This window comes from Hymenobacter aquaticus, from assembly GCF_004765605.1.
In the GTDB taxonomy this organism is placed as follows: domain Bacteria; phylum Bacteroidota; class Bacteroidia; order Cytophagales; family Hymenobacteraceae; genus Hymenobacter; species Hymenobacter aquaticus.
Genome location: NZ_SRLC01000002.1, coordinates 1,534,377 through 1,559,889, shown reverse-complemented (window position 1 = coordinate 1,559,889; position 25,513 = coordinate 1,534,377). Strand labels below are relative to the sequence as shown.

General features: G+C 60.8%; 20 protein-coding genes and 1 tRNA gene. 9 read left to right on the top strand and 12 right to left on the bottom strand.

All coding sequences use genetic code 11. The annotated features are described in order from the left end of the window. Nucleotides 1-53 precede the first annotated feature (53 nt). Genes kdsA through E5K00_RS19260 form a run of 3 tightly spaced genes read right to left on the bottom strand, consistent with a single transcriptional unit; the run spans nt 54 to nt 1,830 of the window. Complete coding sequence (gene kdsA, locus E5K00_RS19270) at nt 54-878, bottom strand: 3-deoxy-8-phosphooctulonate synthase (protein ID WP_135464898.1); 825 nt, start codon at nt 876-878, stop codon at nt 54-56. Between the two features lie 39 nt (nt 879-917). Further along, the gene (locus tag E5K00_RS19265; protein ID WP_135464897.1) at nt 918-1,220 is read right to left on the bottom strand and encodes a hypothetical protein; all 303 of its coding nucleotides are present in this window, start codon (nt 1,218-1,220) and stop codon (nt 918-920) included. 4 nt (nt 1,221-1,224) lie between these two features. Beyond that, nucleotides 1,225-1,830 carry a methyltransferase domain-containing protein gene (locus E5K00_RS19260; RefSeq protein WP_135464896.1) on the bottom strand — a complete coding sequence of 202 codons (606 nt, stop codon included), beginning with the start codon at nt 1,828-1,830 and terminating at the stop codon, nt 1,225-1,227. Between the two features lie 112 nt (nt 1,831-1,942). Here E5K00_RS19260 and E5K00_RS19255 point away from each other — a divergent pair, with 112 nt between their 5' ends. After that, entirely contained in the window at nt 1,943-2,890 is a 948-nt protein-coding gene (locus tag E5K00_RS19255; protein WP_135464895.1) for a hypothetical protein, read from the top strand. A 119-nt stretch (nt 2,891-3,009) separates the two neighbouring features. Here E5K00_RS19255 and cphA read toward each other — a convergent pair whose 3' ends face one another. From cphA to rpsA, 3 genes are all read right to left on the bottom strand, one after another. Continuing rightward, nucleotides 3,010-5,649, bottom strand: a complete 2,640-nt coding sequence (gene cphA / locus E5K00_RS19250) for a cyanophycin synthetase (RefSeq protein ID WP_135464894.1) — start codon at nt 5,647-5,649, stop codon at nt 3,010-3,012. Nucleotides 5,650-5,923: 274 nt separating this feature from the next. Next, nucleotides 5,924-5,994, bottom strand: a tRNA-Cys gene (locus E5K00_RS19245). A 230-nt stretch (nt 5,995-6,224) separates the two neighbouring features. Continuing rightward, entirely contained in the window at nt 6,225-8,261 is a 2,037-nt protein-coding gene (gene rpsA / locus E5K00_RS19240) for a 30S ribosomal protein S1 (protein WP_167856951.1), read from the bottom strand. Nucleotides 8,262-8,437: 176 nt separating this feature from the next. On the opposite strand from rpsA, the gene E5K00_RS19235 reads away from it, so the two are divergent. Continuing rightward, nucleotides 8,438-9,037 (top strand): hypothetical protein, encoded by a 600-nt coding sequence (locus E5K00_RS19235; RefSeq protein ID WP_135464893.1) that lies wholly within the window; start codon nt 8,438-8,440, stop codon nt 9,035-9,037. Between the two features lie 211 nt (nt 9,038-9,248). Further along, nucleotides 9,249-10,124 (top strand): alpha/beta fold hydrolase, encoded by an 876-nt coding sequence (locus E5K00_RS19230; RefSeq protein WP_135464892.1) that lies wholly within the window; start codon nt 9,249-9,251, stop codon nt 10,122-10,124. A gap of 84 nt (nt 10,125-10,208) precedes the next feature. Here E5K00_RS19230 and E5K00_RS19225 read toward each other — a convergent pair whose 3' ends face one another. The 6 genes from E5K00_RS19225 to tsaD form a co-directional block, all read right to left on the bottom strand. Next, nucleotides 10,209-11,276, bottom strand: coding sequence for a fatty acid desaturase family protein (locus E5K00_RS19225; protein ID WP_135464891.1), 1,068 nt, complete (start codon nt 11,274-11,276; stop codon nt 10,209-10,211). 207 nt (nt 11,277-11,483) lie between these two features. Further along, on the bottom strand, nt 11,484-12,551 hold the full coding sequence (locus tag E5K00_RS19220) for a fatty acid desaturase family protein (protein ID WP_135464890.1): 1,068 nt from the start codon (nt 12,549-12,551) through the stop codon (nt 11,484-11,486). 239 nt (nt 12,552-12,790) lie between these two features. Next, nucleotides 12,791-13,288, bottom strand: coding sequence for an HNH endonuclease (locus E5K00_RS19215; protein ID WP_135464889.1), 498 nt, complete (start codon nt 13,286-13,288; stop codon nt 12,791-12,793). Nucleotides 13,289-13,894: 606 nt separating this feature from the next. Further along, nucleotides 13,895-14,695 carry a C40 family peptidase gene (locus E5K00_RS19210; protein ID WP_245328350.1) on the bottom strand — a complete coding sequence of 267 codons (801 nt, stop codon included), beginning with the start codon at nt 14,693-14,695 and terminating at the stop codon, nt 13,895-13,897. Nucleotides 14,696-14,877: 182 nt separating this feature from the next. Continuing rightward, complete coding sequence (gene smpB / locus E5K00_RS19205; RefSeq protein ID WP_135464888.1) at nt 14,878-15,351, bottom strand: SsrA-binding protein SmpB; 474 nt, start codon at nt 15,349-15,351, stop codon at nt 14,878-14,880. 177 nt (nt 15,352-15,528) lie between these two features. Continuing rightward, entirely contained in the window at nt 15,529-16,539 is a 1,011-nt protein-coding gene (tsaD, locus tag E5K00_RS19200) for a tRNA (adenosine(37)-N6)-threonylcarbamoyltransferase complex transferase subunit TsaD (protein WP_135464887.1), read from the bottom strand. Between the two features lie 239 nt (nt 16,540-16,778). Between tsaD and E5K00_RS19195 the strand changes: the two genes are divergently transcribed. The 6 genes from E5K00_RS19195 (at nt 16,779) to E5K00_RS19170 (ending at nt 25,452) form a co-directional block, all read left to right on the top strand. Continuing rightward, nucleotides 16,779-21,386 (top strand): translocation/assembly module TamB domain-containing protein, encoded by a 4,608-nt coding sequence (locus tag E5K00_RS19195; protein ID WP_135464886.1) that lies wholly within the window; start codon nt 16,779-16,781, stop codon nt 21,384-21,386. Between the two features lie 114 nt (nt 21,387-21,500). Then, a complete protein-coding gene (locus E5K00_RS19190) occupies nt 21,501-22,394 on the top strand; it encodes a cell division protein FtsX (RefSeq protein ID WP_135464885.1) in 894 nt (297 codons plus the stop codon). A gap of 122 nt (nt 22,395-22,516) precedes the next feature. Next, on the top strand, nt 22,517-22,834 hold the full coding sequence (locus E5K00_RS19185) for a DUF3098 domain-containing protein (protein WP_135464884.1): 318 nt from the start codon (nt 22,517-22,519) through the stop codon (nt 22,832-22,834). Beyond that, nucleotides 22,835-23,623, top strand: coding sequence for an undecaprenyl-diphosphate phosphatase (locus E5K00_RS19180; RefSeq protein WP_135464883.1), 789 nt, complete (start codon nt 22,835-22,837; stop codon nt 23,621-23,623). After that, nucleotides 23,620-24,444, top strand: coding sequence for a tRNA pseudouridine(55) synthase TruB (gene truB / locus E5K00_RS19175; RefSeq protein WP_135464882.1), 825 nt, complete (start codon nt 23,620-23,622; stop codon nt 24,442-24,444). Before E5K00_RS19180 ends, truB begins: the two co-directional genes overlap by 4 nt. A 54-nt stretch (nt 24,445-24,498) precedes the next feature. Next, nucleotides 24,499-25,452, top strand: coding sequence for a bifunctional riboflavin kinase/FAD synthetase (locus E5K00_RS19170; RefSeq protein ID WP_135464881.1), 954 nt, complete (start codon nt 24,499-24,501; stop codon nt 25,450-25,452). Nucleotides 25,453-25,513: the final 61 nt, after the last annotated feature.

Sequence of the window (25,513 nt, the reverse complement as noted above, 5' to 3'; positions counted from 1 at the left end):
GTTGTCAGTTGTCAGGCAAAACGAAATATCAACTGACAACTGACAACTAAACTCTACCGCACGGCTTCCCGCACGCGGGTGAGCTTGATGAGCAGGGCTTCCAACTGATCCAGGGCCAGCATGTTGGCCCCGTCCGATTTGGCGGTGGCGGGCGTGGGGTGGGTTTCGATGAACAGACCGTCGGCACCCACGGCAATGGCGGCTTTGGCAATGGTTTCAATCAGGGCGGGCTGGCCGCCGGTGACGCCGCTGCTTTGGTTGGGGCGCTGCAGGGAGTGGGTCACGTCCATCACCACCGGCACGCCGAAGCTGCGCATGGCGGGCAGGTTGCGGAAGTCCACTACGAGGTCGGAGTAGCCGAAGGAGTTGCCCCGGTCGGTGAGAATCACGTGCTCATTGCCCGACTGCCGGATCTTATCCACGGCAAACTGCATCGACTCGCCGCTCAGAAACTGGCCCTTCTTCACGTTGACCACCTTGCCGGTTTTGGCCGCGGCTACCAGCAGATCGGTCTGGCGGCACAAAAAAGCCGGAATCTGGAGCACGTCCACGTACTCGGCGGCCAGCGCAGCTTCCTCCGACTCGTGAATATCCGTCACGGTCGGCACCCCGATTTCGCGGCCGACTTTCTGCAGGATGCGCAGGGCCGTTTCGTCGCCGATGCCGGTGAAGGAATCGAGGCGGGAGCGGTTGGCTTTGCGGTAGGAACCCTTGAAGATGTAGGGAATCTGGAGCTTATCGGTCATGTGCTTCACCTTTTCGGCGATGCGCAGGGCCATGTCTTCGCCCTCAATGACGCAGGGCCCGGCCATCAGGAAAAACTGGCCGGAGTTGGTATTGCGAAAATGGGGCAGCACGTTGGCGAGGGAGTCTATCATGGAAAGCAAAGGTAAAGCAGCGGAAGAATGTAGAAGAAATCAGCGGCCGGGGCGCCGCTTGGAAGGGAAGTAGAGCTTGTAGGCCGACACCAGCAGCAGCCCGGTCAGCAGGCCAAACAGCAGCGCCAGGCCCAGCGCGACCCAGACGATCTGCTGGTCGTACAGCACCCCGGTGCGGGCGTTGTAGTACCGACCGGCCGCGTCGTAGGGCAACGCCCGCCGGCTCAGAAACAGCCGCCCGGCCCAGCCCGCTGCCCCGCCGCACACCACGAGCAGCACGACGTTCAGCACTTTTCCCAGCAGGGCAATGCCGGCGGCAAACATGGTTTGGGGCGGGCGCACAAGCTTAGGCTTTCCTGGTTAAGCAGATAAACAACTCCCGCCCCTGCCGGGGCTTAATGGAATTGGGGGCCGTTTCAAACTGCACGAAGTCGAAATACGGCGCAAAGTACGATTCATATTCGGCCTGGCTGCCGCCGAAGGGTGGGCCGGGCTGGCTGAACTCGGTATCGAAGAGCAGGCCCATGAGCGTGCCGCCGGGCCGCAGCAGCGCGGCGCACTGCCGGGCGTAGGCGGGCCGCAGGGCGGGGTCGAGGGCGCAGAAAAAGGTTTGCTCCACGATTAAATCGTAGGGCGGCGCGGTGGACAGCGCGAAAAAATCCTGTTCCAGCAGGTGGGCCGCCGGGAAATCCGGAACCCGCTGCTGCAAGTCGCGTAAGGCTTCGGGCGCAATGTCGGCCACGAAAACGTTGGGGTAACCGGCAGCATGCAGATACTCAGCCTCATACCCCCGCCCGGCCCCGGGAATCAGAATCCGGGCCGTCTTCGGCAGGGTCATCTGCTGAAAATAATCCCGCAGGGGCGGCGTTATGGCGCCGGCATCCCAGCCGGTTTGCCCCAGCGTATAGCGCGTACTCCAGTACGCGGCGTCGAGCGGTGAATCCAATGGCATGCAGATGTAGTATTTATTCGCGAAACTTGCCTGGGTAGCCAATCCCTTTATTTTTGTGCATAAAGGTAACCCACCGTCCGGACAGTCCGGGCTTCATTTAACCCCCTCCGCAATGGAACAAAACCAAAGCACCGAGCCCAAGAACAACAACCGTGTCCTGCTGATTGTGGCCCTTATCCTGGTCCTGCTGGGCATTAACGGTTTGCTGTTCTACATGAACCAGCAGAAGGGTAAACAGAATGAGCAGCTCACGGCCGACCTGAAAGTGAAGGATTCGAAGCTGGAAGAGCAGATCAAGCAGTACGAAACGCTGAAGGCCGACTTCGAGCGCCAGAGCCAGGAAGTGCAGGGCATGGGCCTGGCCAACGACTCGCTCGAAGCCAAAATTGCCGCCATCAACGCTGACTTGCTGAAGCTGCGCTCCTTCAAGGCCGGCAGCTTCTCGATTGCCGAGCAGAACCGCTTCAAGCAGCGGGCTGCCAACTTCGAAAACCAGCTCCGCAAAAAGGACGAGGAAATTGCCCAGCTCAAGAGCGACAACGAAGCCCTCTACACCGAAACCACCACGCTGAAAGAGCGGCAGAACAAGCTCACCGACACCATCACGACGGTAGTGCGCTCCAACCAGGAGCTGGCCGAGAAAGTGAACATTGCCTCGCGCCTGCAGGCCGAGAATATCCGCGTCGGCGTGATTAACTCCCGCAACAAGGAAAAGGACGACGACGACAACGAGTTCCGGGCCAAGCGCGTGGAAAAGGTAAAAGTGACCTTCAACCTGGCCCGCAACGACGTGTCGCCGAAGGAAACCAAGGAAATCATGATGCGCCTGATCGAGCCCGACGGCGCGGCCCTGTATAACCTGAGCACCGGCGGCGGCACGTTCATGATTGACGGCGCGGAGGCTTTCTACACGGCCAAGCAGGAAATCGTGTTCGACAACACCCGCCAGCCCGTGCAGTTCGTGTACGCCAAGGGAGCCGCTTACAAAACCGGCCTGCACACCGTGGAGCTGTACTCCGGCGGAGTGATGATCGGCAAATCGACGTTCACCCTGAAGTAGGACCACGGACGTTAAGGTTGAGTCGGATTCGGTGAACGGCTCCCCTGCTTCCCAATTCGAATAGCCACAAAAAAAGCCCCGCAGTACTGCGGGGCTTTTTTGTTGGCCGAAAGTCAGCTTTACGAAGCGGCCACCGTGCTGCGGGCCTCAAACTCGTCCAGCTTTTTCAGCGTGGCCTTGATGTTCTCGGTGAAGAGCACCACCACCGAGCCGGGCTTGGCCGTTTCGAGCACGTGGTCAATGGCGTCCATTTCGTCTTCGATGTAGGTGATGGGCAAGTCCTGCTTGTCCAGGCGCAGGCCGCGGGTCATGATGTCCTTAAGCTCCTCCTTGGTTTTGCCGCGCAGGTCCCGGTCTTGGCGCAGGATTACCTCGTCGAAGATCTGGCCGGCGATGCGCGAGAAGCTCAGCGTGTCCTCGTCGCGCCGGTCGCCCAGGCCCGATACCACACCTACTTTGTGGGTGGCTTCGGTGGCGTTCAGGAACTCCGCGAACTTACCGATGCCGTGGGTATTGTGGGCATAGTCGACGATGACCTCGAAGTTGGGAAACTTGTAGACGTTCATGCGGCCGGGCGTCTTGGTGGCCGAGGGCACGAACGTGCGCAGCGCCAGCTTGATGTCGTCCTTGTCGAAGCCGTAGCAGTAGCAGGCCAGGGCCGCCGCCAGCGAGTTTTCGATGTTGAAGGTCGCCCGGCCCCCAAACGTAATCGGAAACTCAGCGGCCCGGTCGATGCGCAGCTTGTAGCTGTTCTTGTAGATGGTGATGTAGCCTTCCTCGTACACGGCGGCCAGTCCGCCATTGCCGACGTGCTCCCGCACCCGGGCGCTGTGCTCGTCCATGCTGAACAAAGCCACGCGGCACTCCAGCTTCTCCCGCATGGCATACACCAGGTCGTCGTCGGCGTTGAGCACGGCCCAGCCGTTTTTGCGCACCGTCCGCGGCAGCACGCCCTTCACCTGGGCCATTTCCTCCACCGTATAGATGTCGCGCATGCCCAGGTGGTCGGCTGCTACGTTGGTTACTACCGCCACGTCGCAGGTGTGGAAGCCCAGGCCGGAGCGAAGCATGCCGCCCCGCGCCGTTTCGAGCACGGCAAAGTTTACCGTGGGGTCTTTCAGCACAAACTCGGCGCTTTGGCCCCCGGTACAGTCGCCACTCTGCAGCTGCACGCCTTGAATGTAGATGCCGCTGGTCGTGGTATGACCCACCTTGTAGCCCTTCGAGGCCACAATGTGCGACAACAGCTGGGTGGTCGTGGTTTTACCGTTGGTGCCGGTCACGGCAAAAATCGGAATCCGGGCGTTGCTGCCGGGCGGAAACAGCATGTCCACCACCGGCTCGGCCACGTTGCGGGGCAGACCGTCGGCGGGCGAAATGTGCATCCGGAAGCCCGGCGCGGCGTTTACCTCAATTACCGCCCCGCGCGTCTCGTTCAGGGGAATGGCAATGTCGGAAGTCAGCACGTCGATGCCGCAGATATCCAGGCCGACGATGCCGGCCACGCGCTGGGCCAGCAGCACGTTGTAGGGATGCACCAGGTCGGTGACGTCGGTAGCCGTGCCGCCGGTGCTGATGTTGGCGGTGCTTTTCAGGTACAGCTGCTGGCCTTCCGGCAGCACCGAGTCCAGCGTCAGATCGTGGGCGCGCAGAATGTCCAGCGTGTGCTGGTCGGCCTTGATGCTGGTCAGCACTTTCTCGTGGCCGATGCCACGGCGCGGGTCCTTGTTGACCTCGTTGATGAGCTCCTGAATGGTATTGGTGCCGTTGCCGGTTACGGCGGCCGGCGTACGCCGGGCGGCGGCAATGAGCTTGCCGTTCACGACCAGCAGGCGGTGATCGTCGCCCTCAATGAACTGCTCGACGATAACGGCCCGGGAGTACGCTTGCGCGGCTTTGAGGCCTTCCACGGCATCATCCCAGTTCATAATGCGGATGGTCGCGCCCTTGCCGTGGTTGCCGTCCAGGGGCTTGGTCACGATGGGAAAGCCCAGCTCGTCGATGGCGTCGCGCAGGCCGGCTTCCGAATAGACGGTGGTACCCTTGGGCACCGGCACGCCCGCATCCTTCAGCATGGCCTTGGTGCGGTTTTTATTGCCGGCCACCTCCACCCCGGCGTGCGAGGTGTAGCTGGTCGTGGTGGCCCAGATGCGCTTCTGGTTGACGCCGTAGCCCAGCTGAATGATGTTGCTGTTCTTGAGCTGAATGTAGGGAATGTTGCGCGAGGCCGCCTCCGACACGATGCTCCAGGTGCTAGGCCCCACAAACTCGTCTTCCCGAATCTCGTGCAGCTCGTCCACGATGGCCTTCACGTTGACGGGCCGGTTCTGGCTCAGATCCTCCACCAGCTGCACCGCCGACTCGGCCGCCACGCGGCCGGCCCGCTCTTCCTGGTAGGCAAATACCACGAACTCCACGCCAGCCTGGTGCGCCGGATACGACTTGCCCCAGTACACGGGCATGCCGGCCATGCGCTGCAAGGCCAGCGCCACGTGCTGAATAACGTGCCCGAGGGGCTCCCCATCCAGCAGCTGGTCGGCCGTCAGTGGTGGGTGTTTGTACACTGATTTCTCGGTTTCCGTGGCGGGTGCCTGGCCCAGCTCGGGCAGTAGCTTGGGCAGCTGCTCGGCCAGCGCGGGAAAGTGGTTCGACCATTTATCGGCCTGGTCTTCCAGGTCAACTTTCATCACAATGAGCTTGTGGTGTTTAACTGACCAGTAGCTGGGGCCGCGCATGGTGCGCAGATCAATAATTTTCATAAGGTGAAAGGCGGAAAGGGAATACGTGCGTGCGCGCTTGTACGCGGAAATGAAATGTAGGGATAATGATTCAAGAAACTTGCGCGGCGGGCGGTTTTACGCATTTATGCCAAAGTATTTCACGCTCAGATAATCACCGGCAGCGGCGGCGAATAAAACCCCGGTAAAAAATATGTATTGTTCGCTATGTCGGTGGGCCGGAAAAGCAAAAACCCCGGTCGGGGCTAATCGACCGGGGCACAGAGCTACTGAAAACAGGAACTAAAATAAAGAGAGGTGACGAGCGGATTCGAACCGCTGTAGGAGGTTTTGCAGACCTCTACCTAGCCACTCGGTCACGTCACCGGGTGTGGATTGGGTTGCAAAGCTACGGCATATTCTTCCTTTTCCAAATCAAACGGGCGTTTTTCCTTGCTTTTCGGCTTAAGCCGCTGGCTTTCTGGCAGAAGAAATACCTTAGAAATCAGCCGCTGCAAGCCCCCCTTACCCCGCCGCCTCAGGCAGCCTGGCAGGCAGGCCATAAAAAAGGCCCCGACTTGCGCCGGGGCCTCTTCTATTCTCGACTTCGAGCAAGCTTAGGCTTTCTCTTCGTCTTTCTTGTCAGCTTCGTCGTTCGACAGGGCGTGCTTCACGGTGTCAACTACGTCGCCGGCAACCTCGGTTACCTTGTCCAGAGCGGCCGAAGCAGCACCGGTCACGGCCGCCAGGATACCACCTTCGGCAGGAGCCTCGGTAGCCTCAGCCTTGGGAGCTTTCGACTCGGCCGTAGCCTGCAGCTTCTGCTCGCCAGCCTGACGCTCGGTGCCCATCATCTTGTCGCGCAGGGCGGACAGAGCATCCAGGTCACCCAGGGTCGACTTCTCGCCAGCGGCGGGCTTCTTCAGGTCGCTGAGCTTGCCTTCACCCTGAGCAGCAGCACCGGCACCGCCGGCGGGCTTCTTCTTGGTGAATTTCGAAGCGCGGCTTTCCTCTTCAGCCTGCTGGTTGTAAGCAGCCGTGTGCGACAGCACGATCCGACGGTCGTCCTTCGAGAATTCAACTACGCGGAAGTCCAGCTGTTCGCCGTTCTCAGCCTGCGAGCCGTCTTCTTTCTGCAGCGACTTGGGGTAAGCGAAGCCCTCGATGCCGTAGGGCAGCTCGAGCACGGCACCCCGGTCGTTTTTCTCGGTGATGGTAGCCTTGTGAACCGAGCCGGGGGTGAATACCGTCTGGAACGTATCCCAGGGGTTTTCTTCCAGCTGCTTGTGGCCCAGGGCCAGACGACGGTTGGCTACGTCGAGCTCCAGTACCTGCACGTCCAGACGGTCGCCCACCTTCACCATTTCGGAGGGGTGCTTGATCTTCTTGGTCCACGACAGGTCGGACACGTGCACCAGGCCGTCTACGCCTTCTTCCAGCTCTACGAACAGGCCGAAGTTGGTCAGGTTGCGCACCAGACCGTTGTGCTTGGTGCCTACGGCGTACTTCGTGCCGAAGTCAGCGCGGGTCCATGGATCTTCGGTCAGTTGCTTGATGCCCAGGCTCATCTTACGGTCGTCGCGGTCGAGGGTCAGGATCTGAGCCTCTACTACGTCGCCCTGCTTGATGAAGTCCTGCGGGTTGCGCAGGTGCTGGCTCCAGCTCATCTCCGACACGTGGATCAGACCTTCCACGCCGGGGATGATTTCCATGAACGCGCCGTAATCAGCTACGTTCACGATGCGGCCTTTCACCTTCGAGCCTACGCCCATTTCGGCGACCAGCGAATCCCATGGGTGGGGAGTCAGCTGCTTCAGGCCGAGCGAGATACGCTTCTTGGCTTCGTCGAAGTCCAGAACAACCACGTTCAGTTTCTGGTCGAGCTGCAGCACTTCCGAAGGATGTGCGATGCGGCCCCACGAGATGTCCGTGATGTGCAGCAGACCGTCGACACCACCCAGGTCGATGAACACGCCGAAGTTGGTCATGTTCTTGATAACGCCTTCGAGGATCTGGCCTTTCTCCAGGTTGTTGAGGATAGCTTCGCGCTGCTTCTCGAGGTCTTTCTCGATCAGGACTTTGTGCGATACTACTACGTTGTCGAAAGCGGCGTTGATTTTCACAACCTTCACTTCCATACGACGGCCGACATAAATGTCGAAGTCACGGATGGGCTTCACGTCAATCTGCGAGCCGGGCAGGAAGGCCTCTACGCCGTCCAGATCCATGATCAGACCACCTTTGGTCCGACGCTTAACCACGCCCTCGAGAATGGTGTCATTCTCCAGCGCGTCGTAAATCGACTTCCAGGCCTGCTTGATCTTGGCCTTCTTGCGGCTCAGGATCAGCTGACCGTTGGAATCTTCCTGGTCTTCGATGAATACCTCCACCTGGTCACCGATTTTGAGGTCGGTCAGGTCGCGGAATTCCGACAGGGGCACCAGGCCGTCCGACTTGAAGCCGATGTTCAGGATAACGTCGCGGTCGGTGATACCAACTACGGTACCTTTCACCACTTCTTCTTCCTGCACAGTCGTCAGCGTGTCGCCGTACATCTGCTCCATCTCGGCGCGCTGCTCAGCGGTATAGTTACCACCGAACTGCGAAGCTCCGACGTTGTCCCAATCGAAGTTGTCTACTACTTCTACTGCCATAATACTGGTTGATCCTACTATACACGGCCGGCCTAGGATCAAATCCGGGTCCGCGTTATGAGTAACTTCCTGAAGCTCAGCCTCAGACCCCGCCACCCTGGCGGGGCGGCAAAGATACGGAATGATAGGCAAGTTTCCCAGAGACCGAAGCACTTGGAAAGCACTACTTTGCGGGCATGAAAAACTGGCTGATGATTGGCGCATTGGTTATGCTAAGTGGCGCTTGCCAAAAGGCCCCGGATACGAGCGGACCTGACCCAGCCTATTACCGCCAGCAGGAGGCCCAGGTGCTCGTTGATCTGTTTGACGAAATCATTGCGGCTCATCGAATGCCGCTTCCGCCACTGCCAGGTGCTCAGGTGACTGATACGGTTGGCATACCGCTGTACGTCGCCGATTCGCTCTACGGCAAGAAAAGTCATTGGCCTCGCCACCGCACAATAGGAATTGGCAAAGCAGATCCAGCCGCGCAGAGACACCTGCTAAAAGTCCACAATGACTCACTGACCGAAACAGTTGCTCTGCCGACTATCGTAGTTGCCCTGATCAAACAACGGGGTTTTCAGGTGGTAACCGTTCGGCGTTCAGACCACTTGCCGCAGCCATTCGTCGGAATTGGGCTTTCCCGGATTATTTTCAACCGCGACTTCACCGAAGCTTGCTTTGTGCACTCCCTGGCCTGCGGTGAGGACTGTGCGGAAGGCACGCTGCTACTTGCCCAAAAACAACAAGGCCGCTGGGTAATTATTCAGCGGCGTGGCCTGTGGGTGGCGTAATGTGGGGCTAGTTGGAACTGGGTAAAAACAACAGAGGGCTAAATAATATTTCGTCGGGCTGTAGCTGGAGTTCAACGGCTGGGCTTTCGGCTTTATAGAGTAAAAGCCGTTTCGGGCTTCCTGACGCCGCAAGCCTAGCCGTAACTCAGGGAGGAAGCGGGCAGTAAACATTCGCCAACAGTGTTCTGCAACCATCTACACCCCTATTCCCATGAGTTACATCACCGCCGGCAAAGATGCCAATGGCCACGACGTTAAACTGCACTACACCGACCAGGGCCAGGGCAACCCCGTCGTTTTGATTCACGGCTGGCCCGCTTCCTACGAAATGTGGGAGTACCAGCTGGCCGAGCTGCCCAAGCACGGCAACCGCGTTATTGCCTACACCCGCCGCGGCTTCGGCCAGTCGAGCAAAACCTGGGAAGGCCACGACTACGACACGCTGGCCGACGACCTGAAAGCCGTGCTCGACGAGTTGGATCTGCAGGACGTGACGCTGGTCGGCTTCTCGATGGGCGGCGGCGAAATAGCCCGCTACATGAGCCGCCACGGCGGGGCCCGGGTGGGCCGCGTAGCCTTCGTATCGGCCGTGACGCCCTTCCTGCTGCAAACCGACGACAACCCCGACGGGGCTCCCAAGAAGGTGTTCGATGAGATGGTGGAAGGCATCCGCAAAGACCGGTTCGACTTCCTGGCCACCTTCGGCAAGAAGTTCTACGGCGTGGGCGTTATCAGCCACCCCGTGAGCCAGGCCACGCTGGACTGGATGCAGGCCCTGTGCCAGATTGCCTCGCCCCGGGCCACGGAGCAGGACGTGTACGCCTTTGCCGCCACCGATTTCCGCCAGGATCTGCAGGGCATCAAAGTCCCCACGCTCGTCATTCACGGTACCAGCGACGATACGGTGCCCCACAAAGTGAGCGGGCAGCGCATGACGCAGTACGTGCCGCACGCCCAGTACATTGAGTACGACGGCGCGCCGCACGGCCTGTTCGTGACGGAGAAAGACCGACTGAACAAGGACCTGCTGAACTTTATCGGCGTGCAGGCGGCCGCCGGTACGGCCTCTTCCGCTTCGGCCTTCTAAGGCTACTTGATTCGTATTGCATAATCACAGAAAAGGCCCGCTCGTTGAGCGGGCCTTTTTTATTAGCAGGGTAACACCAAACGCTTAGGCAGCGCGGCCCATCTGGCGCAGGAACGACACGTGGGAAGCCACGGCGGAGCGCATCTTGGGGTACTCGATGTACTCCACGCCGTATTCACCGCACATCTGCTTAATGATCTTGCTGATGGCCGGGTAATGCACGTGCGAAATCTTGGGAAACAAATGGTGCTCGACCTGGAAGTTCAGGCCGCCCACCAGCCAGCTGATCAGGCGGTTGTTGGTGGCGAAGTTAGCGGTGGTCTTGATCTGGTGAATGGCCCACTCGTCCTCCATTTTGCCGGTCGTTTCGTGGGGCACGGGGAAGGCCGTGTGCTCGACGGTGTGCGCCAGCTGGAACACCAGGCTCAGCACCAGGCCCGCAAAGCAGGTCGTGACGGCAAAACCCGCCAGCCAGCCCAGGAAACCGACGGTATAAATCGGCAGGGCAATGTAGAGGAACAGGTTCAGCACCTTAAAGCCCCAGAAGATGAGGTGGTCGGTGGTATCCATCTTCTTGAGCGGCATGGCCCCGATTTTCTTGGTGAAGTACTTCTGGTAGTCCATCACGAAAATCCAGGAGATGTAGAGCATGCAGTACAGAAACCAGAAATACAGGTGCTGGAACCGGTGCAGCTTGTGGCGGGGCTGGCCCACGCTCATGCGCATCCAGGGCCGGATGTCGATGTCGTCGTCGGCGCCCTCGATGTTGGTGTACATGTGGTGCACCACGTTGTGCTTGGCGTTCCACATGTAGCTGCTGCCCCCCAGAATGTTGAGGGTAAAGGCCGCGAAGTGGTTGAGCCACTTGTTGCTGCTGAACGAGCCGTGGGCCCCGTCGTGCATCACGTTGAAGCCGATGGCCGAAATAACGCCGCCCAGCAGCACGCATTCGAGCAGGGCCAGGGCCGTGGCGGGCGTGAAGAACACCAAGTGCACGTAGAGCAGCACGAAGGCGGAAGTCAGCAGCAGGGCCTTGCTGAAGATGCGGTACCCGCCAGTGCTGGCCTTGCCGGCGTCTTCGAAATATTGGTTGGTACGGGCTCGTAACTCGGCGTAAAAGTTACGCGGAGGAGCAAACTTGGGAAGGGACATCAACAAGGAAATGGGCTGTGCAACCCCGGCTGGTGGGCAACCGGGGTCAGCGCCGAGGCCACGGCCTCCGGCACTTATTCTGACGTCCACACCTTGCGGATATCTACTCTACTCGTACTGGGAAGTTCAACAGTATCAACGACAAAGCCGGGCGTTTGGTTTGCTACCCGGCCTTGGCGCGTTACGCCGGCGAGCCGGCGGGGAAGCTTAGGCGCGGCCCATCTGGCGCAGAAACGACACGTGAGAAGCCACGGCGTAGCGCATCTTGGGGTATTCGTTATAAGTCACGCCAAACTCCTGGCACATCTGCTTGATGATCTTGCTGATTTCGGGGTAGTGCACGTGCGAAATCTTGGGGAACAGGTGGTGCTCGACCTGGAAGTTCAGGCCCCCGACCAGCCAACTGATAACCTTGTTGTCGGTGGCGAAGTTAGCCGTGGTTTTGATCTGGTGGATGGCCCACTCGTCTTCCAGCTTGTTGGTCGTTTCGTGGGGCATCGGGAAGGCGGCGTGCTCCACGGTGTGGGCCAGCTGAAACACGAGGCTCAGGCAGAAGCCCGCCACGCAGCCAAACACGACGAAGCCCACCAGCCAGGCCCAGAAGCCGACCAGATAAATCGGCAGGGCCATAAACAGCAGCAGGTGCAGGGCCTTGAATCCCCAGAACACGCCCTGGTCGGTGGCCGTCATTTTCTTAATCGGCACCTCCCCGATCTTGCCCTTGAAATACTTCTGGTAGTCCATGAAGAAAATCCAGGCAATGAAGAGCAGGGCGTAGAAAAACCAGAAGTAGAGGTGCTGAAACCGGTGGAAGCGGTGGCGCGGCTGGGTCGAGCTCAGGCGCAGCCAGGGCTGGGCGTCAATGTCGTCGTCGAAGCCGTCCACGTTGGTGTACATGTGGTGGATCAGGTTGTGCTTCATGTTCCACATAAAGCTGTTGCCGCCCATCACGTTGAGGGTAAAGGCCGCAAACTGATTCACCCACTTCGACTTGCTGAACGAGCCGTGGGCCCCGTCGTGCATCACGTTGAAGCCAATGGCCGACCCTACGGCCCCCATCAGGGCACATTCCAGCACGGCCAGCAGCGCCGAGGGCGTAAAAAACACGACGTGCACGTACAGCGCCACGAAGGCCACGGTCAGCACGATGGCCTTCACGAACAGGCTGGCGGTGCCGGTCTGCTCCTTCCCCGATTCCTCGAAGTAGGCGTTGATGCGGTTTTTTAACTCGGTATGAAAAGAGCGGGAAGCCGCAAACTTGGGTACTGCTGACATGAAACGGGGGTGGGTGGACTGCCGCAAAGATATTGTACTTAACAGCAGTGCTTGCGCAATTGGTGCGTTAGCCCCGCATTTTGTACAATTCCGGACCGCCCGTCTTGCCCCGAACTCCAGCTTTCCGGCTGCTTATCTGCCACTTAGATGCCAGGCGGCTTTTTTAGCGAATCTCTTTCCATGCCTGCGTAACAGCTGGTAATTGAGCAAAAAAAAGCCGGAAGCTGCTGCTCCCGGCGTTAGTTGGTCAGATACGCGTGCCAGTTTTGGTCGATGGTGCCGGCGCTGAGCCTGAGGAAACCGGACAGCGTGGGCTTCTTGGGCGTCTGCCGGATGGTCAGGCCGGCCTCGTGCGGCGTGCGGTGGCCCTTGGCGTGGTTGCAGCGGGCACAGGCCGTCAGCAGGTTCGTCCACGACGACTCGCCGCCGCGGGAGCGGGGCAGCACGTGGTCCAGGGTCAGGTTTTTGGTCGAGCCGCAATACTGGCACTCGAAATGGTCCCGCTTCATAATGTTGTGCCGGCTCAGGGCAATGCCTTTGTAGGGCACGCGCACGTAGCGCTGCAACCGGATGATGCTGGGCTTGGGATAGGCAGAGGAAATGGTCCGCAGCACCCCGTGGTCCGACTTGGCTATCATCTCGGCTTTGTCGAGGAAGAGTAGCACGAAAGCCTTCTGCACGCTGCACAGCGTAATGGCGGTGTAGTCGCCATTGAGAACTAGCACTTTTTGGTCCATACGCTCGGTGAAAAGATCATCTGATACAGCGAAAGCTAGATGATTCTAAGCGTATTAACAATACCTGCCAGCTTAAGTTTCCTCCGGCAAAAGAGGCCAACCCGTGGCGCTATATAGCCGGATTCAGCCCGCGCACCAGTCGGCCGCGGCGGCTGGCTTCGGGGCCGCTGCCCGCCCACTGTGAGGCGAACCCACCCATTCAGGAATGCCCCGGGCTGCTTCCAAAGGCCAATAAATGCACGCGCTGACGTTTCGGACGCTCGCGCCGGGGTTTCGGACGCTCGCGCCAAGGCCTCAAAGGCTCGCGCCGGGGTACCGGAGGCGCGCGGCGGGGCGCAGGAAGCCCGGGCTACCACGTGGGAGGGGCGCGGCCGGGCATGGAAGGCTCACGCCGGGGCCGCGGAGGGGCCACCCCCGAAACGAGCAAGCCCTTTCCCGCTACAACGGAAAAGGGCTTGGTGGGTAAAGGTCAGGCGTACTGCGCGGCGGACAGATTGTTGCGCGCTACCCGCAATGACACGTCTTTTCATTTCTCACATTCCACCACATCAGCACATTCCCCACATTAGGAATTAGCACATCAGCACATTCCCCCACATTCGCACCTTAATCCAGGATGCGTTTGATGAGGCGGAGCTTGTGGGTGTACTTCTGGGTTTTGCGGTTGAAGATGCCGTTGTGGTCGAGCGGGTCGATGCGGACCTCGCCGCTGGCGTGCAGAATCTGCTGGTCGTCGAGCAGGATGCCCACGTGGATGATGTTGCCGTCGGCGTTGTCGAAAAAAGCCAGGTCGCCGGGCTGGGTCTGCGACACGAAGTGCACCGTCTGGCCGTGGTCAATCTGCTGGCGGGCGTCGCGCGGGAGCTGCACCCCGATCAGGCCGTAGAGCTGCTGCACCAGGCCCGAGCAGTCGATGCCGAACAGGCTGCGGCCGCCCCAGAGGTAAGGGGCCTTCAGAAAGATCTGCCCGGCCTTGAGCAGCAAAGCCAGGCGCTTATCGGTGGGCCCTTGCAGGCCGTGGCCGTTCTGGGGGTTGGTGGCGGCCCCGTTGAAGAAGTAGGTTTCCTCCCCTACCCGCAAGGTCATGCCGTCGAAAAAAGGCAGCCGGGCCCCAATCGTCACCGGAATGCGCGTCTGGGCATTGCTGACGACCTGCACCACGTCGAGGCTGCGGGGGTGGTCCTGGGCGCTCCAGGCGGCTAGGTACTCGCTGGTCACGGGCTGGTGCTGCTTGGGGTCCATCCAGCCCACGTAGTGGTCGGCCGTGGTCCGGATCTGCTGCCAGTTGCCCTGGGTGAGCAGCACGGTGTAACAGTCGCCGAAGATCAGCTGGGTAACGATTTCGGCTTTATCCGAAGGCTCGGCGCGCACCGGCACGACGCTCAGGGCGCAGATTCCGTGGTTCAAGGGTGAATGAGTGAATGAGTGAATGAGTGAAGTTGTCGTTCTTGTCCTTCGCCCAACTAAGTATGATTCTGTTTTGGAAAGCCGTGTGCGAAGCTCCCCTTTAAATAGCAACTCGCCAAACAAGCGCGACAAAAACTGCGTGTGTGGACACTTCACTCATTCACCACTTCACTCATTCGCCGCTAGTATTCCCGGGCGCGGTCCATTTCGCGCTTCTGGTCTTTGGCCTTGATGTCGTCGCGCTTGTCGAAGAGCTTTTTGCCCTTGGCCAGCGCAATTTCGAGCTTGGCGAAGCCCCGGTCGTTGACGAAGAGGCGAATGGGCACGATGGTGACGCCCTGCTCCTGGGTTTTGTTGGCCAGCTGGCGCAGCTCCTTCTTATTGAGCAGCAGCTTCCGCTCCCGCTTCACCTCGTGGTTGTTGTAGGTGCCCAGCGTGTACTGCGAGATACTCAGGTTGTGTACCCACAGCGAGCCGTCGGGGTGGAAGGTGCAGAAGCCGTCCTGCATGTTCACGTTGCCTTCCCGGATGCTTTTGATTTCGGTGCCCTGTAGCATCATGCCCGCGTCGTATTTGGCCAGGAAGCTGTATTCGTAGCTGGCGCGGCGGTTCACGATGTTTACGCGCTTGGGAGTTTCGTCTTTTTGTTTGGCCATGATGGGTAAGCAAAGCCCGCCGCGCGGCGGGTACTATATAAGGAGTAGCGTAGGTACGCAAATTCGCGGGATTGGGCTGGAGAGACGCGCCCTTGCGTCTATTCGCCCTCACTTGGCGCCGGGATAAACAACGATTGAGACGCAATTATGCGTCTCTACACCGGGCAACGGAAAGCGTTACGTGAGCTTCAGGCGCGGGTCGGGGCTGACGAGCGGGCTGGCAAAATCCCCGTTTTCGTACTGGAAGTGGGCCGTCATGGCCACCATGCCGGCGTTGTCGGTGCAGAACTCGAAGTCGGGAATAAACACTTCCCAGCCTTTTTCGGCGGTCAGCGCGGTCAGGGCGGCGCGCAGGCCCGAGTTGGCCGCCACGCCGCCGGCCAGGGCAATTTGAGTCAGCCCATTATCCTCGGCGGCGCGCACGAGCTGGCGCAGCAGGGTCTGGATGATGGTGTGCTGGATGCTGGCGCAGAGGTCGGCCAGGTTTTCCGCCACGAAGTCGGGGTTCTGGGCCGTTTGCTGACGTAAGAAGTAGAGCACCGAGGTTTTCAGGCCGCTAAAGGAAAAGTCGTAGCCCGGCATGGCGCCCACCGGAAACGAGAAGCGGGTGGGGTTGCCCAGCTTGGCCTGCTTGTCGAGATGGGGGCCGCCGGGATAGGGCAGCCCCAGCAGCTTGGCCGTTTTGTCGAAGGCCTCGCCGGCCGCATCGTCGATGGTTTGACCAATGACCTGCATGTCCATCGGGCTGCGCACGATGACCAGCTGGGTGTGCCCCCCGCTGACGGTGAGGCACAAGAACGGAAACGCCGGCCGGGGGGCCCGGATAAAGTGGGCCAGGATGTGGGCCCGCATGTGGTTGACGGCAATCAGGGGTTTGTCCAGGGCCTGGGCGAAGGTTTTGGCGAACATGCTGCCCACCAGCAGGGAGCCCAGCAGGCCGGGGCCCTGGGTGAAGGCCACCGCGTCGAGGGCGGATTTATCTACCTTTGCCCGGCGCAGCGCCTCCTGCACCACCGGAATCAGGTGCTGCTGGTGGGCGCGGGAGGCCAACTCCGGCACCACGCCGCCGTATTGTTCGTGCACTTGCTGCGTGGCGACGACGTTGGCAAGAATTTCGCCGCCGGCCATTACCGCGGCCGACGTATCATCACAGGAAGACTCGATGGCTAGAATGACGGGAGAATGCATGCGGTTAATTTCAAAAGGTACGGGCGGCACGCCGGGCTTCTTTTGCGCGGCGGGCTGCCTAATTTTACGGCAAAGGTCGTTTAAAACACTAAACCAACACGGCCGCAAGTAGTCCTTGCAGCCGCGGCCGGGCGCTGGCGGTAGTGCGTCGGAGCCGGCAAACTTACCACCCCGCAGGCAGCCATTAGCGTAAATCCCGCATCTTCGTCCGTACGCCCAACATTTCCAGGTTTATTTCTGTGCCCCGCTTCCTCTCTATCACGCTGAAAATCCTGCTGAGCCTGCTCCTGCTGCTGGGGCTGGTGGTGGGCGGCGCGCTGATAGCCTTGCGGGTGCCCAGCGTGCAAACCAAGCTGGCGCGCAAGGCCGCCGCGGTGCTTACCGACAAGCTCGGGCAGCGCGTTATCGTGGGCAGCGTGGATATCCGGCCCTTTTCGCGGGTGGTGCTGGAGGGCGTGCGGGTGCTCGACCGGCAGGGTGGCGAGCTGTTCAACATTGGCAAGGCCGACGCCGACATCGAGCTGTTTTCGATTTTCGACCCCAGCCACCTGCACGTGGGCAAGCTCACGCTGGAAGAGCCGCGCTTTGCCCAGATAACCTACGCCAACAACCCCGACAGCACCAACCTGTCGCAGTTTCTGACCGCGGTGAAGCGCCTGATCGGCCCCTCCGACACGACCAAGGTGTCCAAGCCTTTCGACTTTCAGATCAGGGAAATCGGGCTACGCAACGGCCGCTTCGTGCTCGACCGGCAGAACGAGCCCCGGGCCCCCACCTACGGCCGCACCATCGACTACGCCCACATGCGCATCGACAGCATCTACGGCGACGTGTCGCAGCTGTGGCTGCGCGGCGACACGATTCACGCCCAGATTGACGGGCTGCGGGCCGTGGACACGCCCTCGAATACCCGCCTGCGGGAGCTGACGGCCAACATGACCTACGCCGACAAGTTCTGGGAGTTTGCCGGCCTGGATCTGCGGGTGGGCAACAGCCGGCTGAAGCCCTACATCAAGTTCGACTTCGAGCACTTCCTCAACTTCGTCGACTTCAACGACTCGGTGAAAGTCACGGCCCGGCTGGATTCCAGTCGGGTGTACTCCGACGACATTGCCCTGTTTGCGCCCCAGCCCTTCATGCGGGAGCTCAAGGAAACCGTCCTGATTTCGGGCGAGGCCAAGGGCTACGTGAAGAACTTCACGACCAAAAACCTGGACATCGTCTACGGCAGGAATACCCGGGTGCGGGGCAATATCAACGTGCAGGGCTTGCCCAACCTGAAAGAAAGCTTCGTGGAAATGCGCCTGAAGCCCTCCGTCATCGACGGGCGCGACATCCGGCGCTACATTCCGGCCTCGGGCTGGCCCTACGTGGCCCGCCTGGGCACGGTGCGGCTCAACGGGCAGTTTCTGGGCTTCTACAACGACTTCGTGGCCAACGGCGCCTTCCGCACGGCTCTGGGCGACGTTGTGTCAGACGTGAACATCAAGTTTAAGACCGACCCGGCCTACTCTACTTACGAGGGCCAGGTCAAGACCACCGCCTTCCAGCTGGGCAGGCTGCTCGGCGACGAAAGCATGGTGCGCGACATCACCATGAACGGCCGGGTGGAAGGCGTGGGCTTCACGCCCGAGCGGGCCCGCCTCAAGGCCAATGCCAGCGTGCAAAGCATCTGGCTCAACGGCTACCGCTTCCGCAACATCACCACCAACGGGCAGTTCAGCCGGCAGTCGTTTGATGGGCGCCTGGCCGTGAATGACCCCAACCTGCAAATCGACGCCACCGGCACCGTGGATCTGAACAAGGCCCGGCAGGCCTTCGACGTAGAAGCCCGGGTGCAGCGCGCCGACCTGCGGGCCCTGGGCCTGACCAAGCAGAGCGTCGTAATAGCCACTACCGCCGACGTGAAATTCCAGGGTTTGAAGCTGGATGAGCTTATCGGCCGCATCATCCTGCGCAACTCCCGCCTGAGCTTCGCCGGCCGCACCGTGCCCATCGACACCTTCGACGTGGTGAGCCAGCGTACCGGAGTGCAGCGCCGCCTCACGGTGCGCTCGGAAGTGCTGAACCTGACGGCCGCCGGCAACTTCAACTTTACGGCCGTGGCCCGCGACGTGCAGATGCTGCTGACCGAGTACCAGCTCAACTTTGAAAGCAACGACGCGGCCATTGCCAGCTACTACCGCCGCAAGCGGCAGCGGCCCACGCCCGAGTACGAAATCGACCTGGACCTGTACCTGAAGCAGGCCAACCCGGTGCTGCGCCTGTTTCTGCCCAGCCTCACCGTCTCCGACTTTTCCCGCATCGACGGCTCTTTCCGCAACGGCCCCACCTCCATTTTCTCCCTGGCCGGCCACTTCGACGGGATTCAGTACGACAGCGTGCGGGTGTTCGACACCGACTTCGAATTCAATACCAGCAAGCTGCCCTACAAGCCCGAGGTGCTGGCCCAGGCCAACATTACCTCGGCCCGGCAGGTGCTGCCGGGACTGGGCAACACGAATAACTTCTACGTGGAGGGCGTCTGGGACCAGGAGCGCATCAACTTCTCCACTTCCCTGGCCCAAACCAATTCCACCAACAAGGCGGCCATCAACGGCTCGTTGGCTTTCCTGCCCGAGGCCGTGCAGATCGTCTTCCGGCAGTCGGGCGTGAACCTGCTGGGCAAGGACTGGAACATTGCCGCCGACAACTCCGTCATTATTTCGGGCGGCGGCAAGGAGTTCGACATTCAGAACCTGTCCTTGAGCAACGGCGCTCAGAGCATCAGCGCCCAGGGCTTTATCTCCACTGACCCCGGCAAGCAGCTGCAGCTGGCCGTGAAAGACCTGGACCTGACCACGCTCAACTCCCTGACCAAGCAGGACATTGCGGGCCGGGTGAATGCCGCCGGCACCATCAGCGGCATCTACGGCCCCCTGAAAATCAACAGCACGCTCGGCATCGACTCGCTGCAGTTCGACAAGGTGCTGATCGGCAACGTGCGGGGCAGCAGCGAGTGGAACAACCGCAACGGGCAGCTGCTGATTGACGCCGACGTGCTGCGCAACCAGCAGCGGGTGGTGCGCGTGGCCGGCACCTACGCACCCCAGGCCAAAGAGCAGCAGCTCAACCTGACCGCCGTGCTCGACAATGCTCCCGTGAAGCTGGCCGAGCCCCTGCTCAACACGCTGTTTAAGGACATGGGCGGCACGGCCGTGGGTACGCTGCGCCTCACCGGCCGTCTGGCCGCGCCCAATCTGATTGGCAACGTGGACGTGACGGATGGCAAGCTCACCTTTATCTACCTGGGCACCACCTACACCTTCGCCGACCGGATCCGCTTCACCGAGGACCGCATCAACTTCCGCGACATCCGGCTGCGCGACCCGCTGGGCAACTCGGGCGTGCTCGACGGCAACATCTTCCACCAGGGCTTCCAGAACATGCGCCTGGGGCTGCGGGCCAATTTCACCAAGCTACTGGTGCTCAACACCACGCGCAAGGATAACGACCTGTACTTTGGCACGGCCTACGCTACCGGCGACGCCGTGGTGTTTGGGCCCACCGACAACCTGGTGGTGAACGTGCGGGCCCGCAGCGACGCCGGCACCCGCCTCTCCCTGCCCCTCGACAACGCGGCCAAGGCCCAGCAGGCCAGCTACATCAAGTTCGTCAACCGCAACATCACCGACACGCTGACCACGGTGAAGGTGCCCACGGCCGCGGAGGGTAAAATTGACTTGTCGGGCCTGCGCCTGAACATGAACCTGGACGTGACGCCCGACGCCTACGTGGAAATCCTGCTCGACGAAAGCACCGGCGACGTTATCCGGGGTACGGCGGCCGGGCAGCTGCGCCTGAACATCGACACCCGCGGCGACTTCAACATGTTCGGGCAGATTGAAATCGTGCGCGGGGCCTACAACTTCACGCTCCAGGGCCTGATCAACAAGGAATTCGTGGTGCGGCCCGGCGGTACCATCTCCTGGAACGGCGACCCGCTGGCCGGCGAAATGAACGTGACGGCCGCCTACACCCAGCGCACGTCCCTGGCCCCGATTCTGGGGCAGGCCGCCCTCAACAGCCGGGCCGTGGTGCCGGTAACGGCCGTGATGAACCTGACCGGCCCGCTGCTGCTGCCCACCATCCGCCTGAACCTGGAGTTCAACGACGCCCCCTCCTCGCTGGAAGGCGACCTGACGGCCTTTACCTCCTCGCTGCGCAACGACGAGCAGGAGCTCAACCGCCAGGTGTTCAGCCTGCTGGTCTTCAAGCAGCTTTCCCCGCCCGGGCAGTTCACCCAGATCAGCCTGCGCGGCAACGACAACACGGTGCAGAACAGCCTGGGCCAGATTCTGAGCACCCAGCTGGGCCTGCTTACTTCCCAGATTGACCAGAACCTGGAAATCGACTTCAACATCAACGGGCTGTCGGCCGAGCAGCTGCAGGCCCTGCAGGTGCGCCTGAGCTACAGTTTCCTCAACGGCCGCCTGCGCGTGACCCGGGAAGGCGGCTTCAACAACGGCACCACGCCCAGCCCCGACGGCACGCAGAACACCACCGGCCAGTCGTCGTTGCTGGGCGACCTGAGCCTGGAATATTACCTGCGCCCGGACGGAAAGTTCCGGGCCAAGCTGCGCTACGAAACCACGCCGCGCGACTTTGGCAACGTCAACGACAACACCACTCCCGGCGAAGCGGCCGTAGCCAACCAGGCCCGGGCCGGCATCAGCTTACTGCACACCGAGCAGTTCGACTCGTTCCGGGAGCTGTTTTCGCGCAAGCGCCTGCGCCGCCGCGAAGCCGCCGCCCGCAAAGCCCGCGAAGTGCTGAACGTAGACGACGACCCGCGCACGGTGCTGTGAGTGAATTCTGAATTATAAATTCTGAATTCTGAATTGGGCTGTACACGCGAATTCATAATTCATAATTCAGAATTCTCAATTCAGAATTAATTAACCCAGGTTACCTTTGCCCTTATGGCCCAAACCCGCCCGACCCGCAAGAAAAAGCTCGGCAGCTACCCGCACCTGATGGTAGTGTTCAGCATCACGCTGTCCTTGCTGGTCATTGGCTTGTTTGGGTTGCTGCTGATTCACGCCCACAAGCTCAGCAACTTAGTCAAGGAAAACATCGAAATGCAGGTCTACCTCGACCGGGACCTGCCCGAAACCCAGCTGCTGCGGTTGCAGCAGGATCTGAGCCGCAAGAAGTACGTGGCCTACAAAAACGACCAGCCCCAGGTGCGTTTTCTCTCGAAGGAAGAAGGGGCCAGGCAGTTTCTGGAGCAAACCGGCGAAGATGCCGAGCAGTTCCTGGGCGACAACCCCTTGCGGGATGCTTACCTGCTGAAAATCAGCGCCGAGTATACCGATTCGACCCAGATGCGGCGCATCGTGCAGGAGCTGCGGGCCGAGCCGGGCGTGTTTGAGGTAGAGTACGTGCAAAGCTTTATCGACTCGGTGAACAAGAACCTGCGCAAGATCAGCCTGGTGCTGCTGGGCTTTGCTCTGGTGCTCACGCTGGTCGTCACGGTGCTGATTAACAATACGATTAAGCTGGCGTTGTTCTCGCAGCGCTTCCTGATCCGGAGCATGCAGCTGGTGGGCGCCACGTCGTTTTTCATTCAGCGGCCGTTTCTGCGCCGGGCCACCTGGCAGGGCTTTGCCAGCGGCACCATTGCCGCGCTGCTGCTGCTGGCCGGCCTGCAATACGCTTACCTGCAGCTGGAAGAGCTGCGCCTGCTGCGCGACGAGCGCCTGATTGCCGGCCTGATGGTGGGCATGGTGCTGCTGGGCTGCGGCATCGGCTTTCTGAGCTCCTACCGCGCCGTGCGCAAGTACCTGGGCATGTCGCTCGACGATTTGTATTAAACAGTGCCTGGAGCCTAGTGCTTGGTGCTTGGCTTGTTTTACCTATGCACCAAGCACCAAGCACTTAAAAAACAAAAAACCAACTCCTAAGCACTAGGCACAAAGCACAAAGCACCAACATTATGGAACCCACGCAAACTCCCCGCTTCGCCTTTGGGCCGCGCAACTACCGCCTGATGTGGCTCGGGCTGGCCGTGCTGGCCGCCGGCTTCATCACGATGACCCTCGACTCGGCCGACTACGGCGAAGGGTTCCTGGGCATTACCCTGGGCCCGATTCTGTTGGCCGTCGGCTTTATCATCGAGTTCTGGGCCATTATGGCCAAGCCCGGCGGACCCACCCCCGTGGCCACCGACACCGTGACCCGCGCCGAAACGGCCCCGCAGCCGGCCGCGCCGGTGGCCCCCGCTCCCACGGCTCCTACCTACAAGCGCCCCTAGATGAACTACTGGCACGCCCTGCTTCTGGCTATTGTCGAAGGCTTAACCGAGTTTTTACCCGTTTCCAGCACCGGTCACATGATTATCGTGGCCAACCTGCTGGGAATCGGCCAATTGCCCTTTACCGAAACCTACATTACCTCCATCCAATTCGGCGCTATTCTGTCGGTGGTGGTGCTCTACTGGCGCCGCTTTCTGCAGAGCTTCGACTTTTACGTGAAGCTGGCCGTGGCCTTTCTGCCGTTCGGCCTGCTGGGCTTTCTGCTCAAAGACGTCATTGCCGAGCTGCTCAAAAGCGTAACGGTGGTGGCCTCCTCGCTGGTGGTGGGCGGCATCGTGCTGCTGTTCGTCGACAAGTGGTTTAGCGAGTCGCGCAAGCAAGTGACCACGCCCAGCACGCTGCAGGCCCTGAAAATCGGCTTGTTTCAGTGCCTGGCTCTGGTGCCCGGCGTGTCGCGCTCGGCGGCTACCATCGTGGGCGGCCTGGCCCAGGGCTTCGACCGCCGCTCGGCCGCCGACTTCTCCTTCCTGCTGGCCGTGCCCACCATGTTCGTGATTACGGCCTACGAGATGTACAAGACCTACAAGGTGAATGCGCCCGTGGCCGGCGACCTGAAAGTGCTGGCTTTCGGCAACGTGGTGGCCTTTATCGTGGCCCTGCTGGCGGTGAAGTCGTTCGTCAACTTCGTGTCGAAGTTTGGCTTCCGGGCCTTTGGCTTTTACCGCATCATCGTGGGCGTTACCATTCTGGTGATGATTGCCCTGGGCATTAACCTGCAACTGATATGAGCCAGGAAACTACCGCTCCCCGCCGATTCGATTTCGAAGCCGGCGAAGTGCTGCTCGTGGATAAACCCCTGACCTGGACCTCGTTCGACGTGGTGCGCAAGGTCAAGAACACGCTGCGCATTAAGAAAATCGGGCACGCCGGCACCCTCGACCCGCTGGCTACCGGCCTGCTGATCTTGTGCACGGGCAAGAAAACCAAGCAGATCGACCTGATTCAGGCCCAGGAGAAAGAGTATACCGGCACCTTCCGCCTGGGCCAGACCACGCCTTCCTTCGACCTGGAAACCCCCGTGGATGCCGAGCTGCCCTACGCGCATGTCACGGCCGAGCAGCTGCAAGCCGCTGCCCAGGCCTTTACCGGCCCGATTCAGCAGACGCCACCGCTGTACTCGGCCGTGAAAATCAACGGGGAGCGGGCCTACGAGGTGGCCCGCCGCGGCGACACGGCCGAAATCAAGTCCAAGGAAGTTACCATCAAGGAGTTTGAGCTGACCGGCATCAGTTTGCCCGACGTGCATTTCCGGGTGGTCTGCACCAAGGGCACCTACATTCGCAGCCTGGCCCGCGACTTTGGGCAGCATCTGGGCTGCGGGGCCCACCTGACCAAGCTGGTGCGCACCCGCATCGGGGAATACCGGGTGGAAGACGCCCTGACGATGGAAACTCTGGAAGCCCTGCGCCCCCCGCGGCCTGAGGGCGACATGCCCCGCCCGCCGCGCCCGGCCAAGCAGCGCCGCCCCGAGCAGCGGGCCGGCCTGGAGTATTTCCAGGCGCAAGCCACCCCGGCGCCCGACTCAGACCCGGCTGCTTCGGCCTCGTAAACAGCTACCCCCGGCGAGACTTCGCTCATTCACCACGTCACTCATTCCCCGCAGATGGAAGTCTTTCACGACCCGGCGCAGTTTCCTCACCTCGGCAATGCCACCGTTACCACCGGCACTTTCGACGGCGTGCACCTGGGCCACCAGAAGATTCTGCGGCGGCTGCTGGAAGTAGCGCGCCACACCGGCGGGCCGTCGGTGGTCATTACCTACTGGCCCCACCCCCGCCTGGTGCTGGCCCCGCCGCTGGCCCACCCTCAGCCCCTGAACATTCAGCTGCTTTCTTCTTTGGAGGAACGCACCCGGCAGCTGGCCGACTTTGGCGTCGACTACCTGCTGATCGTGCCTTTTACCAAGGAGTTTTCGGAGCTGACCTCGGAAGAATACATCCAACAAATTCTGCTCGACACGGTGGGCACCAAAAAGCTGGTGATTGGCTACGACCACCGGTTTGGCAAAAACCGGGAAGGTAGCTTCGAGTACCTGCGCCAGCACGCGGACCGCTACGGCATGGAAGTCGAGGAAATTCCGCGGGAGGACGTGGACGCCCTGGCCGTGAGCAGCACCCGCATCCGCCGCGCCCTGGAAGCCGGCGACATCCTGACCGCCAACCGCTACCTGGGCTACCGCTACCCGCTGACGGGCACCGTGGTGCGGGGCCGGCAGTTGGGCCGCACCATCGGCTTCCCGACGGCCAACATGCAAGTGGAAGAGCCCCTGAAGCTAGTGCCGGCCCGGGGCGTGTACGCCGTATTGGCTACCACGGCCGCCGGCACCCACCACCAGGCCATGCTCAACATCGGGGTGCGCCCCACCGTAGCCGGCAACCTCGACCAGACCATCGAAACCCACCTGCTCGACTTCGACGGTGACCTCTACGACCAACCCCTGACGGTGCAGCTGGTAGCCCGCCTGCGCGACGAGCAGAAGTTCAACGACCTCGACGAGCTCAAAGCCCAGCTGGCCAAGGACGCCGAGGACGCCCGCCAGCACTTGGTCGGCGGCTGAGTTGTTTGCTATTCAAAACAACCCGTCATGTCGAGCAAAGCGAGACATCTCGCGTGCTGAC

Coding starts and splice junctions, on each gene's coding strand:
- kdsA (WP_135464898.1), bottom strand. CDS start 878: ATGATAGACTCCCTCGCCAACGTGCTGCCCCATTTTCGCAATACCAAC.
- E5K00_RS19260 (WP_135464896.1), bottom strand. CDS start 1,830: ATGCCATTGGATTCACCGCTCGACGCCGCGTACTGGAGTACGCGCTAT.
- E5K00_RS19255 (WP_135464895.1), top strand. CDS start 1,943: ATGGAACAAAACCAAAGCACCGAGCCCAAGAACAACAACCGTGTCCTG.
- cphA (WP_135464894.1), bottom strand. CDS start 5,649: ATGAAAATTATTGATCTGCGCACCATGCGCGGCCCCAGCTACTGGTCA.
- rpsA (WP_167856951.1), bottom strand. CDS start 8,261: ATGGCAGTAGAAGTAGTAGACAACTTCGATTGGGACAACGTCGGAGCT.
- E5K00_RS19235 (WP_135464893.1), top strand. CDS start 8,438: ATGAAAAACTGGCTGATGATTGGCGCATTGGTTATGCTAAGTGGCGCT.
- E5K00_RS19230 (WP_135464892.1), top strand. CDS start 9,249: ATGAGTTACATCACCGCCGGCAAAGATGCCAATGGCCACGACGTTAAA.
- E5K00_RS19225 (WP_135464891.1), bottom strand. CDS start 11,276: ATGTCCCTTCCCAAGTTTGCTCCTCCGCGTAACTTTTACGCCGAGTTA.
- E5K00_RS19220 (WP_135464890.1), bottom strand. CDS start 12,551: ATGTCAGCAGTACCCAAGTTTGCGGCTTCCCGCTCTTTTCATACCGAG.
- E5K00_RS19215 (WP_135464889.1), bottom strand. CDS start 13,288: ATGGACCAAAAAGTGCTAGTTCTCAATGGCGACTACACCGCCATTACG.
- smpB (WP_135464888.1), bottom strand. CDS start 15,351: ATGGCCAAACAAAAAGACGAAACTCCCAAGCGCGTAAACATCGTGAAC.
- tsaD (WP_135464887.1), bottom strand. CDS start 16,539: ATGCATTCTCCCGTCATTCTAGCCATCGAGTCTTCCTGTGATGATACG.
- E5K00_RS19190 (WP_135464885.1), top strand. CDS start 21,501: ATGGCCCAAACCCGCCCGACCCGCAAGAAAAAGCTCGGCAGCTACCCG.
- E5K00_RS19185 (WP_135464884.1), top strand. CDS start 22,517: ATGGAACCCACGCAAACTCCCCGCTTCGCCTTTGGGCCGCGCAACTAC.
- E5K00_RS19180 (WP_135464883.1), top strand. CDS start 22,835: ATGAACTACTGGCACGCCCTGCTTCTGGCTATTGTCGAAGGCTTAACC.
- truB (WP_135464882.1), top strand. CDS start 23,620: ATGAGCCAGGAAACTACCGCTCCCCGCCGATTCGATTTCGAAGCCGGC.
- E5K00_RS19170 (WP_135464881.1), top strand. CDS start 24,499: ATGGAAGTCTTTCACGACCCGGCGCAGTTTCCTCACCTCGGCAATGCC.